Annotated in this window: 19 protein-coding genes and 2 pseudogenes; 20 read left to right on the top strand and 1 reads right to left on the bottom strand. The window is 46.4% G+C overall.

The window, feature by feature from the left end; translation table 11 throughout:
- Positions 1–79: 79 nt before the first annotated feature.
- Positions 80–1,081, top strand: coding sequence for a toprim domain-containing protein (locus ES896_RS02245; protein ID WP_135226353.1), 1,002 nt, complete (start codon positions 80–82; stop codon positions 1,079–1,081).
- Here ES896_RS02245 and ES896_RS20380 read toward each other — a convergent pair.
- Positions 1,078–1,320 (bottom strand): helix-turn-helix domain-containing protein, encoded by a 243-nt coding sequence (locus ES896_RS20380; RefSeq protein ID WP_081375104.1) that lies wholly within the window; start codon positions 1,318–1,320, stop codon positions 1,078–1,080. The two genes, ES896_RS02245 and ES896_RS20380, sit on opposite strands and share 4 nt — an antisense overlap.
- A gap of 415 nt (positions 1,321–1,735) precedes the next feature.
- Between ES896_RS20380 and ES896_RS02230 the strand changes: the two genes are divergently transcribed.
- The 19 genes and pseudogenes from ES896_RS02230 to ES896_RS02150 all read left to right on the top strand — a co-directional run.
- Positions 1,736–2,923: an AimR family lysis-lysogeny pheromone receptor gene (locus ES896_RS02230; RefSeq protein WP_035389583.1), complete on the top strand. Its 1,188-nt coding sequence runs from the start codon at positions 1,736–1,738 to the stop codon at positions 2,921–2,923.
- A 284-nt stretch (positions 2,924–3,207) separates the two neighbouring features.
- A complete protein-coding gene (locus ES896_RS02225) occupies positions 3,208–3,738 on the top strand; it encodes a hypothetical protein (RefSeq protein WP_135226351.1) in 531 nt (176 codons plus the stop codon).
- Positions 3,739–3,872: 134 nt separating this feature from the next.
- Positions 3,873–4,016: a hypothetical protein gene (locus ES896_RS20020; protein WP_167764435.1), complete on the top strand. Its 144-nt coding sequence runs from the start codon at positions 3,873–3,875 to the stop codon at positions 4,014–4,016.
- Positions 4,013–4,537 carry a hypothetical protein gene (locus ES896_RS02220; RefSeq protein ID WP_135226350.1) on the top strand — a complete coding sequence of 175 codons (525 nt, stop codon included), beginning with the start codon at positions 4,013–4,015 and terminating at the stop codon, positions 4,535–4,537. The genes ES896_RS20020 and ES896_RS02220 overlap by 4 nt, the downstream gene beginning before the upstream one ends.
- A 249-nt stretch (positions 4,538–4,786) precedes the next feature.
- Entirely contained in the window at positions 4,787–5,560 is a 774-nt protein-coding gene (locus tag ES896_RS02215; protein WP_135226349.1) for a hypothetical protein, read from the top strand.
- Positions 5,561–5,573: 13 nt separating this feature from the next.
- Positions 5,574–6,008 (top strand): group I intron-associated PD-(D/E)XK endonuclease, encoded by a 435-nt coding sequence (locus ES896_RS02210; RefSeq protein WP_135226348.1) that lies wholly within the window; start codon positions 5,574–5,576, stop codon positions 6,006–6,008.
- Between the two features lie 40 nt (positions 6,009–6,048).
- Positions 6,049–6,798 carry a hypothetical protein gene (locus ES896_RS02205; RefSeq protein ID WP_135226347.1) on the top strand — a complete coding sequence of 250 codons (750 nt, stop codon included), beginning with the start codon at positions 6,049–6,051 and terminating at the stop codon, positions 6,796–6,798.
- A 176-nt stretch (positions 6,799–6,974) separates the two neighbouring features.
- A complete protein-coding gene (locus tag ES896_RS02200) occupies positions 6,975–9,221 on the top strand; it encodes a DNA polymerase (protein WP_240688359.1) in 2,247 nt (748 codons plus the stop codon).
- Positions 9,218–10,267, top strand: coding sequence for a hypothetical protein (locus ES896_RS02195; protein ID WP_135226345.1), 1,050 nt, complete (start codon positions 9,218–9,220; stop codon positions 10,265–10,267). The genes ES896_RS02200 and ES896_RS02195 overlap by 4 nt, the downstream gene beginning before the upstream one ends.
- The gene (locus ES896_RS02190; RefSeq protein ID WP_135226344.1) at positions 10,267–10,530 is read left to right on the top strand and encodes a hypothetical protein; all 264 of its coding nucleotides are present in this window, start codon (positions 10,267–10,269) and stop codon (positions 10,528–10,530) included. The genes ES896_RS02195 and ES896_RS02190 overlap by 1 nt, the downstream gene beginning before the upstream one ends.
- Positions 10,523–11,083 carry a RuvC family protein gene (locus ES896_RS02185; protein ID WP_135226343.1) on the top strand — a complete coding sequence of 187 codons (561 nt, stop codon included), beginning with the start codon at positions 10,523–10,525 and terminating at the stop codon, positions 11,081–11,083. Before ES896_RS02190 ends, ES896_RS02185 begins: the two co-directional genes overlap by 8 nt.
- 316 nt (positions 11,084–11,399) lie before the next feature.
- Positions 11,400–11,756 carry a hypothetical protein gene (locus tag ES896_RS02180; RefSeq protein WP_135226342.1) on the top strand — a complete coding sequence of 119 codons (357 nt, stop codon included), beginning with the start codon at positions 11,400–11,402 and terminating at the stop codon, positions 11,754–11,756.
- A gap of 2 nt (positions 11,757–11,758) precedes the next feature.
- Positions 11,759–11,962 carry a hypothetical protein gene (locus ES896_RS02175; RefSeq protein WP_135226341.1) on the top strand — a complete coding sequence of 68 codons (204 nt, stop codon included), beginning with the start codon at positions 11,759–11,761 and terminating at the stop codon, positions 11,960–11,962.
- Entirely contained in the window at positions 11,959–12,132 is a 174-nt protein-coding gene (locus tag ES896_RS20015; RefSeq protein ID WP_167764434.1) for a hypothetical protein, read from the top strand. The genes ES896_RS02175 and ES896_RS20015 overlap by 4 nt, the downstream gene beginning before the upstream one ends.
- A complete protein-coding gene (gene nrdI, locus ES896_RS02170; RefSeq protein WP_135226340.1) occupies positions 12,129–12,485 on the top strand; it encodes a class Ib ribonucleoside-diphosphate reductase assembly flavoprotein NrdI in 357 nt (118 codons plus the stop codon). Before ES896_RS20015 ends, nrdI begins: the two co-directional genes overlap by 4 nt.
- On the top strand, positions 12,478–13,020 hold the full coding sequence (locus ES896_RS02165) for a hypothetical protein (protein ID WP_135226339.1): 543 nt from the start codon (positions 12,478–12,480) through the stop codon (positions 13,018–13,020). The genes nrdI and ES896_RS02165 overlap by 8 nt, the downstream gene beginning before the upstream one ends.
- Positions 13,017–14,159, top strand: a pseudogene (locus tag ES896_RS02160) (ribonucleotide reductase N-terminal alpha domain-containing protein); the annotation flags it as partial. The gene ES896_RS02165 and the pseudogene ES896_RS02160, both read left to right, overlap by 4 nt.
- A 161-nt stretch (positions 14,160–14,320) precedes the next feature.
- On the top strand, positions 14,321–14,827 hold the full coding sequence (locus ES896_RS02155) for a hypothetical protein (protein WP_135226338.1): 507 nt from the start codon (positions 14,321–14,323) through the stop codon (positions 14,825–14,827).
- 156 nt (positions 14,828–14,983) lie between these two features.
- Positions 14,984–15,991, top strand: a pseudogene (locus ES896_RS02150) (ribonucleotide reductase large subunit); the annotation flags it as partial.
- Positions 15,992–16,086 lie beyond the last annotated feature (95 nt).

Here is a 16,086-nt window from a genome sequence, read left to right as displayed (position 1 = left end):
AAATTCTGAATCTTTTCGACAAATTACGACTACAATGTCGATGAGAATAGTGTAATATAACGAAAGGAGCCGTATATACATGTCGATTCTTACGATCAATGGCGTCCCAACGGACGTAGATATTCGAGAAGAATTAGAACAATACGAATGGGATCGTCCAACGTGGCACGCTGACCGTTTAACGGCGGCAAGCCCTTTTCGCGACGATCGGACTCCTAGTTTTTACGTTTACTACGAAGACACTCCGACCGCAAAGGCCGGCTATTTCGGGGACAGCGGCACAGGCGAACGAGGCGGCTTCATTAAATTACTTGCGTTTCTGCGCGAAGAAACCGAAGAAGAAACGGTTTTGTACCTCGCCGAGACTTATGGTACTGGCGAAGGTGAAGAACGCCTAAAACTCCGTGTTCCTCGTTTAAAAATCGTTGAGCCTAGACGTCCGTTAAACGAGGCTTTACTGGACGACGTTAAAATTGGGCCAAATGAGTATCTGTCTAATCGCGGAATAAGCGAAGAAGTCCAGCGCAAAGCAGGCGTAGGTCTAACCGGACAAACGGTAGTGATACCGTGGCGGCTGCCTAATAAGCGCCTGGCAAACGTAAAATACCGATCGACCCGTAATAAAGTCTTTTGGTACGCAAAAGACGGATTGCCGATCCGTGAATTAATCTACGGCATCGAAACCGTGTATGCTGAGCGCGCCAAAGTTGCGGTACTAGTAGAGGCTGAAATCGATGCGCTTTCGTGGCGTACGGCAGGCTTTTGCGGCATTGCGACAGGCGGCAGTAAATTTTCCGACCGAAAGGCGGACATAATTGCGCAGTCTCCGATCGAATATTTAATAGTAGTATCTGACAACGACGAAGCCGGTGAGAAACTTCGGAAGGAGGTCGAACTAAAGATGCGCGGCAAAGTCAGGCTTGCGCACGGTTATATAACGGAAGGGTTTAAGGATGCGAATGAATTATTGATGGCGAAAGGTGAGGACGCTCTTAAGCGAGTTGTTAGTCGTGCGGAGGCGGTAAGTATTAACGTGAGGTTCGGGAATATCCGAACTTTCGGTCGGCGGAGGTTGTCTTAACCCTCCGTGTTGCTACCGGATAAAGGACGCCAATTATAAAGAGCTTCGACCGGGCAGTCGAGGCAGCGCGCAATAGAATACGCCATTTCAACGTTAGGGACGTTTCTAAGCGCTATGTAATCGGAAAGCTGCGTTTTGGATATTCCGACCATTTCTGCGAGTTGTATAAGCGTATAACCACGTTTATAACACAGTTCCTTTATCCGGCAATTGACGACCGAATACTGCGAGATAAACACCTCCGCAAAGCAAAATGACGCGCTTTACGAAGGAAATTATACCACATAACCGCGCCGATTCCATCGTCATTCGGGCGGATTTGGAAGAATACGGACAACCTTTTCGATAGGCACGTCCAATTCGAGACAAATACGTTCTATTACGCGGAACTCTAGATTAGCACCGTTCATCGCAGGTTCCTTTGTAATCTTAGCCTGAGTAGACGACGACATAAAACTGCGCAAATAACTTTTTGATTTGCCTTGTTCTTTTAAAGTGTCAAAAAGCGGCGAGAAATCAACCAATTCAACCACCTCCGTATTTTATTGGAAAAATATTTAAAATAAATGTTTACGTACGCGAACATTTATTGTATACTTCAATTATACTCAACCTATATAAAAAGACAAGAACAAACGAAGGGGGTCAGAGCTTTTGGAATCGATCAGAAGAGAATTATGTAGTTTGATTGAAGACAATGATTTGAAGTATAACGAAATCGCAAAAATCATTCGAGCAGATAAATCAACCATGACGCACTTCCGGAATAATGGAACTATTAGCTTTAGAGCACTTGTAATCCTCGCACACTTCCTTTTTCCGAATAACTCAAATAAAAAAATTTCCGAATGGTGTTTGTCGATTCAAAAGACTGATAACAATGATTACTTAAAACAAATGATGGAGTACGCAGCAGTTACGAGAAACACAAATTTATTAAACTCGTTAATCAATGTTCACAAAAAGACATTCGGTTTAGAAGACCATGTTCAAATTTACAAAACTATCTTGAATTACATTAATGCGGAAATTAGTATTGATGATATGATCGAAACAATGAGCCTTTTTTCAAAGAGTAAGCACAAAGAATTACGAATATTATCTTCGATCTATATGTGTTATGGTTATTATGGAAAGGGTCAGATTCACTCGATCCTAGAGCTGGCGCCTTCAATCGGAGACAGCATCAAGTCATTAGGCGATAAGAAGAAGCTATTCATAAAAGAGTGCTACGTGCATCGATTCGCTGAGTTGATGTCGCCTGTGTACTTACGTTTAAATAATCTCGGCGCAGCCAAACACTACGCAACCATAATTAAGAACGGAAACATCTCGAATAAATCCGTTTCTGACGCGAACTATATTTTAGGCATGATTGCGATGTCAAAAGGTAAAAGAGATGCGATGGCCATATTTGAAGAGAGTTATAAATACGCTTATAAAACAGGTGTTGATTTCGTTATTACAAACGCAAAAAACAACTTCCTACTTGCAGAAGCGTATGTTAATAGAAAAGACCCCGATAAACTGTCAGCATTACTAGATCAATTAAAGGAGGTGATATACGAAGAGAGAACGGACGACTTTTACATATACCTCGAAAAATATAAAAAAGGTAGTGTCGAAGGGCTATTCGAATGCCATCGTCAATTTCTATTCAATTCAGACTTTTTCTTTTCAGCGTTGGTAATGAGAGATTTTAAAGACGCTGGGGTGCCTAAGTACCTAATTGATACATTTTCAAACTACAACTACACGAAAAAGGGGATGCTTTATTTTGAAGAAGATTTTATTGAGTGTTTTATTGATTTCAGCAATCGCGGTATCAACTGTACAGCTTAACAAAGGAACGGACGGGGCGCTAGAAGCAGAGCAACCATACAAAACAGCAGACATTCGTCCAGGAGGATAACGAGGCCATTAGGCTTCTTTTTTTTTGTCTAAAAATAGAATCTAGTTTAAAATCAAAATCTTTTTTTAGTTTTTCAACTTTCAAATATTACATAGTTGCTTTTGGTACTATATGGACATGGAAGAAAAATTATAAAAAACTTTAAATCAAATGTCCCGATTCTAACAGACCATATGCGACTGTATAAGTGTAAGGGACGGGAGGAGAAAAACACTTGAATAAACAAAAATTTAATAGACTTCAATTAGCCGCAGATTCCGGAGCGATTCCGTATGTACAAAGAGAATCGCAACGAATCGCACACTTAGTTCCCGACCAAACATCGTTCGAGCAGCGGTGCTTTAACTCGATAGGCTACTGGCTCGAAAGGTACGAAGACAACGGACGCGATAAGAAAGCGTTGATCCAACGTATTATCGTAAGGGAACGAAACAAGTATCTGAAGGCTTCACGAAAAGAAGCGGCTTTATCTATAGAAGGAATGCGAGACGATGGCAATATCTCGTGGGAACCTCACGACAGTTTGGCGACTATCGATGACGGTTTATTGGCAAAAGAAAAGATCGCTCTGTTGGCGCAGAACGACCTTCGTAAAAAGGTAATACTCGAATGTTGGACCGATGGCTTTACGAATACGACAGAGATTTCCGCGTTGTTGGCGCAACGCTTTGGTGGAAATTCCGAAACACATCGAAAGTTTATCCGTCGGTTTCAACTACACTGTCAACGCGAATTAACAGCATAATCACGTATCTAGGCACGAGGGCTTCGCTACGTATTTTAATGATAATCGATTGAGAATCGAATTTCAAGCGAACGCGATACGAACAACCCTCCGTCTAGTACGTTATACCTAAAATTTAAGGAGGCTAACGTACTATGAAACAACCTACAAACGATTTCCCACCCGCAATCAATATCCAAAAATTAACGGAACTACTCTACGAAGGCGCGCTTTACCGCGAAGACGATCCGGCTGACTTTTATCGTCCTGCGACCATTAAGGCGGTGCGCGTCGGATGAAACCTTCCGAAATAACCATAACCCACCACGCAAAGAAGCGATTTAGAGAACGGTTTGGTATCGATAACCAACACGTCGCATGCAATTGGATCGCGCAGAAGATGGAACACGCTCGGTATCTTGGAATCACCGTAGATGAATCCGGAAAAGAGGCTCGTATGTACGCGAGTAAAGGCGTAGTTTTTCATTTTGCGGTAGATTCAAACGTCGTTATTACCGTTTATAAGGAAAAAGATAATGCCGGATCAAAAGCCAAGCATTTACTTATTGACGCCTATAATATCGTACAAAAGAACGCAAACGAGGCACTTAGTAAAACAGAAACGTTCTCGGCTGAATTAGACGAAGAACTTCGTTGGTTATCCGAAGAACTCAAACGCACACGTTCGAAAGCCAAAAGAATGGCGCTACAAGCCCGAATTAATGCCGTTCAAATGCGCGTTGATGAATTACCGGCCGAATCGCACGAAATTAAGCGCAGGGTAACGCGTTATGCGAAAGGAGTGGCTGCGTATGTTTGACGACTTCCTAATGTACTTCGCATTCGTCGGCAGCATCGCGACTATCATTATCGGCGGCATGTACTGGTCACTTTTGCGAGAAGAAAGACGGAATAAAGGCGGCGAGTGACCGCCGACGCTCGGAGAATACCGGGGCGTTCGTTAAGTAAAACTGTCGCGTCGCTATGCCGTGCGCTGGCGGCGTCTCGGGCGCAGATACCGGTGTTTTGCGAGGGTCAAACCCTAAAACAAATTAACGGAGGTAATCGGATGACAAAGTACACTAGCGGAGCTGACGCTCTAAACGCATTGAACGCAACAAATGAAGGAGGCGGCGGAGGTAATAGCGCCGAGTTTGCGAGCTTTAAGACGGGAACGGTTTATAAGGTACGCGTTATGAGTGCTTTCGATCTAATTCGCTTCTTTTCATACGGAATCTATAAGAAAGTAAATTCGTTCTCGGCGGCTAATCCGAGCACGCTAAACAAAAACGGCTTTCCTGAGTCGAATCTTACGTCATGGGATCGCGCGTGGAAGTATTACCAAGACCAAAAGAAAGCGGCTGCTGATCGAGGCGACGCCAAAGCGGAAGAGGCAGCTAAGCAAGAGGCGGCCAAGTATCGCGTCAAAGAACGATATGCGCTCGGTTTTATTAACCTTGAAACAGGCCAACCGATCATCGTCGACCTTTCTAAAACGCAGGCTACGACGGTTCACGCAGTTATTAAAAAGCAGGAAAAGAAACTCGGTCGCATCGCGTTTGAATTGGAGAAGTCCGGTTCAGGTACGAACACAGTCGTTTCATTAACGCCTCTTATCGATATGGAAGAAGACTTGACGGAAGCGGAACGTAAGCATTTTGCGGACCAAGACGGTAAAGAATTCGATATGTCTTTATTTGACGGCTTAATTTACGAAGCTGACGAAAAGGAAATGCTCGAAAACCTTGTCGCGGCCGGCTTTAATTTGGCGCTGATCGGCGAATCGCTTGACGGCAGCGCAGCAGACGACGAACTACCAACCGAAGATGACTTCGAATTTTAAGGAGGACGAATAGATGGCGCACAAAGAGGAAACGATCGGCAAATTCGCCGAACTGATCGCACGCGCTGCCTTAATGGCGGCCGGCTGGTCAGGCGTCAGTAAGCCGGAAACCGAAGAGCCGTATGATATTCTCGCGGCCGAACCGGTCACTGGCGCAATCAAACGTATCCAGGTCAAGACGATTCGTGACCGTCGGGACAGCCGAGGTTGCTTAACAGTCAGCGGACGCAAGAACACCGGCCAGGCTTATACGAAATCTGATACGGATTATTTTATCGGAGTGCTGATCGAAGACAACGAGACAAAAGCGTATATGTTCGAATGTCGCAATATTACGGATTATTGGATGCCGCGTAAGAACGAAGGCGTCCGAGCATGGCACGAACTCAAACTTAACTTAGACCGCGCATTCTTGGCGGCAGTAGAAAACGAAGCGGAGGCGGTTTGATCTTACCGGGTCGGACGGTCAATAAAAGGAGGACGAAATGATGGCGGCATTAAAAGGCGTAAAGACGATCGATATGACGGGCGGAGAAATTACGAAAGTTGTGTATGAAGGTGCGGAGTATGAACGCGTTGAGGGAGACGCAAAGGTTGGCGATATTATTCGTCTACCAGGTAATTCGTATAAACATGCAATTCCCGGCGGATTCTACGCCGTAATCTCGGTTATTGATAGAGGTGTAATTGTTATGGAGAACTGTGGAAACCATCATCGTTGGACGGAGGGGTTGTATGAGCTATTCCGCAAGAAGCACGTACGCCTAAAAGTCGGCGATTATGCGAAGGTGGCCGAAGACGACGGCCGTTGGAATGTTTCTAAGGGAGACCTCGTTAAGGTTTCGGATGATGACAAATCGACTCGACCGTTTCACTGCGATATTCTAAGAGGAGCGTTTGGCGGTCATCTTACTTGGCTGCGTGAATCCGACCTAGTTCTCGCAACCGAAGACGAAGTAGCAGCCGCCAAAGAAGCGGAAGAAAAACGCTCTATCGAAGCGAAATGGGCGGAGATCGGGCGCAAAGTTGACGAGTATAAAGTCGGCGATATTGTTGCGTATGATGATCCAGTTTTATTTATGAATGAGGGTATCGGAGAAGTTATCGTAGATTCAGAGTGTTCTAGAGGCCCGAAAATCGGCGCGATAGACGACGGAGGTGCTCTAGAAGAATACTACTTACCTAGATCGAGACTATCGCTAATCACTCCGGTCGAGGCACGATTTGACCGCAGCTAAATGCGCCGCCTGCCAAGCGCACATTAACGAAGGCCAGTCCGCCGTTTACGACTCACTTTACGAAGTGTATTGTTGCGACGGCGACTGCTGGTCGGAGTTTTATTCGGATAATGAGACGGCTCATAGACGGAAGTGGACGGACACCATCGAATTTTAAACGGGAGGGAGGACGCGACGTGGAAATCAAGCCGTTAAAACTAAACGTAAATGCGGGCAAGGCCTCAGCGCCGGCGACCGAAGTTGCTAAGCGTAAGCAAGCGGCCAACGCAGTCGAGCCAATCGAGGATGCATGGCGTCGCATCTACGCAAGCAAACTTAGCGATTCGGATCGGCAGAAATTAGACGAAGTCAAGGCGGCCATGGAGGACGGACACTTGGCGCGCGATCCTTCTGACTGCGTTAATAAGGCCGGCAAACCGAAGAAATTTAGCAAGGCGGAAGCGCTGCGTCTTTGGAAAACGGTGCAAGCGCAGGTCCGAGAAGATAAACTGCGTAAGATGGTCGAGGAAACGCCCGCCAACTACGAACTTATTACGACTGAACACGAACTTGCGAATTTACTCGACGATCTTAGGAACGAAGAAATAATCGCAGTTGATACGGAGACCACTGGCGTAGATGTGTATACGGACGTCATCGTGGGCATCTCGTTGACATTGCCGCGATCTGATCGACACGTATATATACCGGTTGATCACGTTGACTGTGAGCAGCTTAGCCGAGAGTACGTACTTAGCGAATTAGCGGTCGTATTTAACGACGATAAGATCGGAAAGGTTTTGCATAATGCCATATTCGATATCGCAATGCTACGGAGACACGGGCATGACCTCGAAGGCGTCGTGTGGGATACGATGACTGCGATGCATATTCTTAATGAGAACGAAAGTGATCGAAGTACCGGTGGCGCTGGTTCGTTTAAATTAAAAGATTTGGCGCCTAAATATTTAAAAACGCCGTCGGACACCTACGACAGTCTATTCGGAAAGAATGCGCAATTTAGAGAAGTACCTGTAGATATCGCGCTAGTTTATGCTGCCAAGGATACGGAGTTAACTTGGAGACTTTACGAATTTCAGCGAAAACATATGGCTCAAATGCCGACGGTCTTAGAGTACTACGAAACCGTAGAAGTGCCATTACTATATGTAATCGTAACCTTAGAAGCCAACGGATATGTACTCGACTTAGACTTTGCTAAGGAATACGGAGAAAAGTTACGTAAGCGTGCGGAAGAGTTACGCAAGGAATTAATTTCGGAGTTAACGTCATTCCACGAAGGCGACGGACCGTTAAATTTAAACTCGACCCAACAGATGCGGCCTGTTCTTTCGAAGAAAATCGGCAAAGAGCTTCCGAACATGGACGCAAAAAAGACGTTAAAGCCGTTGAAAGGCGAGCATGAGGTAATCGCTAAATTACTGGAGTATAAAAAAATCACAAAGCTATCGGGTACCTACATTGAAACTCTACCGTTAAAGCAAAACCCGACAACTAAACGATGGCATTCGCGATTTAATCCAATGGGTACGGTAACCGGTAGATTTAGCTCGGGAAAGGACGAAGAAGCTAAAACGGAACAAGGATTCAACGTACAAAATCAGCCGAAAGATGCACGTAAAATGTTCGTTGCTCCTCGTGGAAAAGTCATTATTGGTGCGGATTTCAAGGCGCAGGAAATAAGATGCGTGGCGCGTTTATCCGGAGAACGAGTACTGATTGACGCCTTTTTAAATAATCGCGATCCATATGCGACACTGGCAGCGAAGTTTCATCAGAGACCGTACGAGGAAGTATATAAGCTTTCTAATGGAGACGATACCCCCGAAAGGAAGCAAATGAAAGTCGGAATGCTGGCGGCTATATACGGTACCTCCAAATGGACTCTCGCGGAACAGTTAGATACGACACCGGACGAAGCACAAAAATTCCTCGACGACATGTTCGCAACTATGCCGGACTTAGCCAGTTGGATTGAGGAGACGCAAGAGTTCGCGGCTAGATACGGATTTGTATGGATGGATAACCAGCAACGAAAGCGCCGATTGCCTGACGCTAAATTGAAAGCGAAATGGGGCGATAGAGATACTTGGCGTAAGGTAAATCGGGCTAAACGACAAGGTCCGAATGCCCGCGTACAAGGATCGTCCTCTATTCAAACGAAAGTAACGATGATAAAAGCAGCGGAAATGTGTTCGCGAAAAGGAAGCGGTTGGAGGTTGTGGGGGTCGGTCCACGACGAATTGCTTTTCGAGGCTCCAATCGATTTTACTCGAGAGGACATCGAGGATATTAGAAGCGTAATGATTGATTCGTATACTTGGGGCGAAGTGCCAAACGGAACGGATATAGAAGTTATGACGCGGTGGGGTGAAGGCGTCCCTGTCGATAAGTGGTTTAAAAACAAGGAGGAGATTAATTGACGGCAGACAAACGAAAATTAGCGGCTCAATTACTTAGTAACGACGGTTCTTCTGAGCCATCATTTGCACAATCAATCGCGGATGAACTTGTATCGTATCTTAACGAATGGCACTCGCTGCCTGAGACATGGGATAACCAACTAGACGCAGATATTCACCGATGGTACGCGAATGCGCCAAACGTATTTCCGAAGCGTCCGTATTTCTCGCCATCGGCATCAAACGCATGTCCGCGCGAACTATACCACAAGGCGCTGAACGCGAAAAAGGACGTCGAGGCCAAGCCGCCATACCAAGGACGATGGACGCGTCTAGGAACGGCAATCGGCGACATGATCCAGCGCGATATTTTGTTCATGGCGAAGCACTTCGGTAAAAAGACAGGCCGCGTGTGTCCGTTTGACTTCGAACGCAACGAAGACGGAACGCCTGTATTCGAGGACTTCGCCAAACGCAATCACAAGATCGAGCGAGGCGGGCAGACGTTCTACTTATACGGAACTTGCGACGGCATTCTACGATATGTGACGGCAGACGGCGAAATCTTACGGGTCGGCCTCGAAATCAAGTCGAAGCAAACGACCGCCGCCAAGACATCGCTACATTCGATGCGTGAACCGGAAGCAAAACACGTAGCGCAGTGCGTGACTTACGGACCGATGTACGGCGTCGATTACTACGTCATTCTCTACGTCAATGCGTCTAAAAAGTCGTGGGTCTATCCGGAGGGAGAGTTCGAGAAATCGCCGGACATCCGAGCGTTCGGTATCGAAATCAAGCCGCATGACATTGACGCGATTCTTGATAGATTCGTAGATATCCGAAATGCGGTCGATGCGGGCACGCCGCCGGCGCTTGATCTCGGAGCATGGACGTTCAACAACTATAAAACTACGATTGCTAAGTCGCTGACGGACGAGGAACTACAAACCATTCGCGAGAAAGTAGCGCAGGTACGTAGGTCGGGTATGTACGCAAGCACGAAGCAACAATACGCAGAGGCGCTCGCATTTATCGAGAGAGTACGAGAAGGGGAGGCGGTTTGATGATGAATTATAACGAGAAATTAAATGAAATTTTTGACGACCTAAACAATAAGCACGCGAAGGCTATGAAAGAGGTATTCCCTCAAATCGATCAGAAAATTAAGCAAATACCAAAAATAGACAATGAGGCGTTCGTTGATTTAGAGGCTATTTTTTCTAAGACAATAGACGCTTCGTTTACTGATCTTAGAGAGAGGCTGACTCAAATTCCATGGAAAATGGAGCTTTTGAATATTAACCGAGAAGATAAAAAGAATGACTAGTGCCAAGCCTATCCGATGCCTTGCGTTTGACACGTCGATGACCTGTCCAGGCGTCGCGATCATAGAGGTACGCAAAGGCAAGCCGACCATCAAGGCGCTAAGTCACGTCAAGCCGAATACGAGCCGATCGCATGCGCACCGAGCCGAGGTTATCGAAGGATGGGCGATGCTGTTTCTCGATAAACACGTCGGAACCGCCGGCTTTGATTACGTAGTGCGCGAAGACTTTGCCGGCAAGACATCACGGTCGAACTATCCGGTACTAAGCGCTTGGAATGCGTGCGAAAGAGCGACGTCGCGCTTCGGGTTAACGTTCGATAAATACAAGAAGCCGGGCAAGAAGACGGAAGACCTCGGAATATCAGCGACGCGCGTTAAGTCATTGGTCGCCGGATCGGGCAACGCAGAAAAGGACGAAGTTGAGGCGGGCGTAAGACGGCTAACAGGCTACGAAGGAACCTTCACTAACTTCGATGAATCGGATGCGGCTGCGATTGGGCTTGCGTGGCTGATCGATGCGGGCGTAATTGAGAAACCGAAAGGGGCGAAGTAGATGGTACGCCTTGAAGTTAATATAACGTTCAGAAATGGCCGCAAGTGGATTGACGATCAACATTACGTTGATATGTCGTGCCCTACAACGAAGTGGACCACTACGCTCAACTTCTCCGCGTGGAGGAAAGGCGAGGCTGCTTCGATCGGTTTCTATGACCACACGTACTTTTCGTGGCAACGAGTGCTTCCGCATAAGATCGCATGGAAGATTGCGCAGAGACAATTACGGAGTCATGTGCGGAATTTGAATCGCGAGTTAAAGAAACGCGGACACGACATTACGTTAGAAATGAAAATATAGGAGGCGGGCGCAAATGGATAAAGCGATGGCTTACATCGACAACTTAGCCGCAAAGCTTGGAGTGGCGGCGGAACATGTTTACGGGGTATTAATCAAACAAGCGATGATTAACGGCGCTACTAAAATCGTGGCGGGCTCTCTTCTTCTTATTATTGCGATAGTAGCTTCGGTAATAATTATGCGCACCATAAAGCGTAGTGATACGGATTATTGGGATGAAGAATGGGCCGCTGTAGTTGTCGCGGCGATAGTTCTTGTAGTAGCTCCGTTGGTAGTTTCGTATTTCGTAATGGCGAGCGGGATCAAAGCGGTTATCAACCCGGAATACTACGCAATCAAAGAAATCCTCGACACGATCGGAGGTAAATAACGATGGATTACGGAGATATTTTCGTTGCGCCAATCGCAAATTTACTCGACATGAAGCGGCGGCTCGAATCGGATTTAGGCGATCATGAATACGCTTTAAGCCGACTTGAACTAAAACGCGTCGAAACGGAAATCGAGCGTGACCGGACGGCGGCTAGGATCGCGGAATTAGATGCGGAAATTGAACGGAGAGGTGGGCGCGGATGATGCAGACGATCACTTACGTTGCGCTTTTCAGTCTCGCAATCCTCATCATTTTTGTAGGCGGCACAAAAGCGAAGACGTTCGAAGAAATCACGACGAAAATCGCCGGCCTCGTTTTGCTGATTATTCCAACTGCGGTGCTTTTAGCGTACGCGACCGGAGTTCAGCCGTGATCGTATATTTCTACTCGCTGACGGGAAACGTGCGGAGGTTCATCGCTAAGACCGGACTAGGCGGGCAGGCACGCGAAGTCAAGACGGGCGAGGTCGTTGAGGAACCGTTCGTGCTGGTAACGCCGACTTACGACTTCGGTCAGCCTCCCGCAACGGTAAGCGAATGGCTTAAGGATAACGGAGATTGGATGGTCGGAGTGGCTGCTTCGGGAAATCTTGTGTGGGCGGATAATTTCGCGAGAGCAGCTGATCAAATAGCTAGCGAATATAATGTGCCCGTTATTACTAAGTTCGAATTAGCAGGGTCTGATAGAGATGTAAATGCATTCAAAAGGTGGTTAGGGGATGTATGATATCGGCGATAAATTCAGTACAAGATTTGGTACCCCATTCAAAATCGTCGGGTTCGATAAAGACAAACGGAATAAGACAGTCTATATAGTAGAATTCTCCTGTGGATATAGGCAAACCTGCTATTACCATAATATAAAACTCAAAAAAATTAAATATCCATATGATCCGAATGTTGCAGGAGTTGGTTATTTAGGAATGGCTACTCAGAAAAACAACGAAAAACTTTATCATATTTGGAGAGGCATCCTTAGGAGGTGTTATGACAAGAGACGTAAAGATTATTCGCGGTACGGAGGGGCTGGGGTGACCGTGAGTGCAGAGTGGTTATCGTTTGAGAATTTTTTGAAAGATATACCAACTCTTCCCGGTTGGGATAAAGAGATGTTTGATCGGGGGAAGTTACAGCTCGATAAAGATCTATTATCTAAAGAAAAGAAACTATATTCCAGAGAGACGTGCTGCTTTCTAACTGCCTATGAAAATAATCCATTTGTAATTAAAAAGACGATTGATAAAGAAGGAGGAGCCGCATGACGAATAACAGCGCAAGCTACATCGAGTTAAATAACGAAATTATGATTCAAAAAGACGGGCGGTTTCAATTCGAGAAAGACGGAGAAGCCGTCCGTGCTTATTTTATAGACTACGTAAATCAAAACACCGTATTTTTCCACGACTTAAAAGAAAAGCTCGACTACCTACGCGATAACGATTACTACGAGACGGATTTCCTAGACGCTTATACATTCGATGAAATCAAGGCGGTCTACAAAACGGCTTATGCCGCCAAGTTCCGATTCCCTTCGTTCATGAGCGCATTCAAGTTTTACAACGATTACGCGTTGAAGACGAACGACCGCAAAAAGATCCTCGAACGCTACGAAGATCGCATCGCTTGCTGTGCGCTGTACTTCGGAAAAGGTGACGGGGCCAAGGCGATCGAGTTTGCGAAACTAATGATCCGCCAAGAGTACCAGCCGGCGACGCCTACGTTTTTGAACGCCGGACGCAAACGCAGAGGCGAGATGGTGTCGTGCTTTCTTCTCGAGGTAGGCGATTCACTAAACGATATCTCGCGCGCGATCGACATTTCGATGCAACTATCGAAGGCAGGCGGAGGTGTATCGCTTAACCTCTCGAAGATTCGCGCAAAAGGTGAGGCGATTAAGGACGTTGCCGGAGCGACAAAAGGCGTAGTCGGCGTAATGAAACTGCTCGATAATGCGTTCCGATATGCGGATCAGATGGGCCAGAGGCAGGGCGCGGGTGCGGCGTATCTAAACGTATTCCACGCGGACATAAACGACTTCTTAGATACGAAGAAAATCTCGGCAGATGAAGACGTCCGAGTCAAAACGCTGTCAATCGGCGTCGTTGTGCCCGATAAGTTCATCGAACTAGCACGAGAAGATCGTCCGGCTTACGTTTTCTACCCGCACACGGTCTACAAGGCGTACGGCACGCATCTTGACGAAATGGATATCGGCGCAATGTACGATGAACTCGTGAATAATCCGGCGGTGCGTAAAGAACGGATTAACCCGCGCCAGCTACTTGAAAAGATGGCCGTACTGCGATCCGAGTCGGGGTATCCGTACATGATGTTTCAAGATAACGTTAACAGAGAGCATGCGCTGAACCATATCAGCCGCGTTAAATTTTCTAACTTGTGTTAACTGTAGCACCTTCGACCAGTAATGGTCGTAGCAAACCCGCCTAAACGGTGAAACTCTTTTATAAGACAATACCGTGCTAAATCTTCGTCGCAGGAGAGAGGGAGCGGAAGGACATACGTTATGGATTCATTTATATAACGGTTAATAAAAAGAACAACATGAGATATGTAGGTAAGTGTGTTTATACAAGGATAAATTCGTGGGAAAAGTATCTCGGCAGCGGTGTCTATTTAAAGAGGGCAATAAGGAAATACGGTAGAGATAATTTCTATCGCATTATTATAGACGAAGCTGATTCAGAAGAAGAATTACGTGAAATTGAAGAATACTACATTGATATGTTTGACGCGGTTAGTAGTAAAGAGTTTTATAACTTAAAAGGAACTTCGATCGGCGGAGATACCTTCACTGGGCATCCAGAAAAAGAGAGAATAAGAAAATTAAAGAGCCGAAACTCAAGCGGCAGCAGAAATCCTATGTTTGGCGTTCCTAAAACGGAAGCAATGATTGAGGCAACGAAAAAAGCGAATAGTAAGCCGGTAGAGATAGACGGCGAAATCTATAGAAGCTCTACTGAGTATGGCAAACTATTCGGCATAGGAGTTACGACGGTTTTATACCGCCTAAACTCACCTAACTACCCGAATTATAAACGAACTGGATAAGTAAGTCAAAAACCTGCGACGAAGTAAATGCCGAACGACTATCGAAACCACGCGCAATGCGGAAGGGAGTAGAGTACACCGCAAGCGTATGGTGGTGGAAACGGCGGGCGGCCTTAATGGTCGATGATATAGTCTACTCTTGCGAGTAATCGTAAGCAGTTCATAAGAGAACGGGCGAGTGAGTTGCGTCATTCGTCGAATAAAAGGTCAGAAGTGCTTCAAGCGTCAACCGTCTCGGAATACACCGACTATGGCGAACCGGACGATATCGGACTAGATATTTCGTGCAACCTCGGCTCTCTTAATATCGCGAATGTAATGGCGGGTGGCTCGATCGGAAACGCCGTAAAATTAGCCGTCGATGCGCTTACGGTTGTCTCAGAATCTACGAATATTAAAAACGCGCCAGCCGTCGCAAAGGCTAACCGCGAGATGCGTTCTATCGGACTGGGCGCGATGAATCTACACGGCTATCTAGCGCAGAACGGAATCGCCTACGAATCGGAAGAAGCGCGTGATTTTGCTAACGTATTCTTCGCGACGGTCAATTACTGGACGTTGGTGCGCTCGAATGAATTGGCGCAGGAAACGGGGACGACGTTTGAAGGCTACGAGGGTTCAACGTATGCGAGCGGAGAGTATTTCGAGAAGTATTTCGAAGGGGATTACCGACCAAAAACGGATAAAGTGCGAGCGTTGTTTAAAGACATCGTAATTCCGACGCCTCTCGAATGGGAAGTCTTACGCGATAACGTAAGTCTGCACGGACTCTACCACGCCTATAGACTTGCGATTGCGCCTAACGGGTCTATTTCGTATGTGCAGTCGGCGACGGCTTCGGTCATGCCGATTATGGAGCGTATTGAGGAGCGGACTTACGGAAACTCGAAGACGTACTACCCAATGCCGGGGTTATCGCCGCAAAACTGGTTCTTCTACAAGGAGGCGTACGATATGGATATGTTCAAGGTCGTGGATATGATCGCTACGATTCAGCAGCACGTCGACCAAGGTATCTCATTTACGCTGTTCTTAAAAGATACGATGACGACGCGTGATCTGAATCGGATTGACCTATACGCGCACCACAAAGGAATCAAGACGCTGTATTATGCTCGGACTAAAGATACGACGCAGGAAGGATGCTTGTCATGCGCAGTTTAGCTAGAAATACGACGGAATATTCAAACGAAGATAAAGCGGTTAGACTTTCGCATAACACAAAGACTTATGAGAGCGGAGAGAAGTCGTTTAGACTA

This window comes from Bacillus sp. 005/A4HT-01/001 (genome assembly GCF_004634445.1).
Lineage (GTDB): Bacteria > Bacillota > Bacilli > Bacillales > Bacillaceae > Bacillus > Bacillus altitudinis.
The sequence above is the reverse complement of the archived record's forward strand: the minus strand, read 5'-3'. Positions and strand labels throughout refer to the sequence as shown.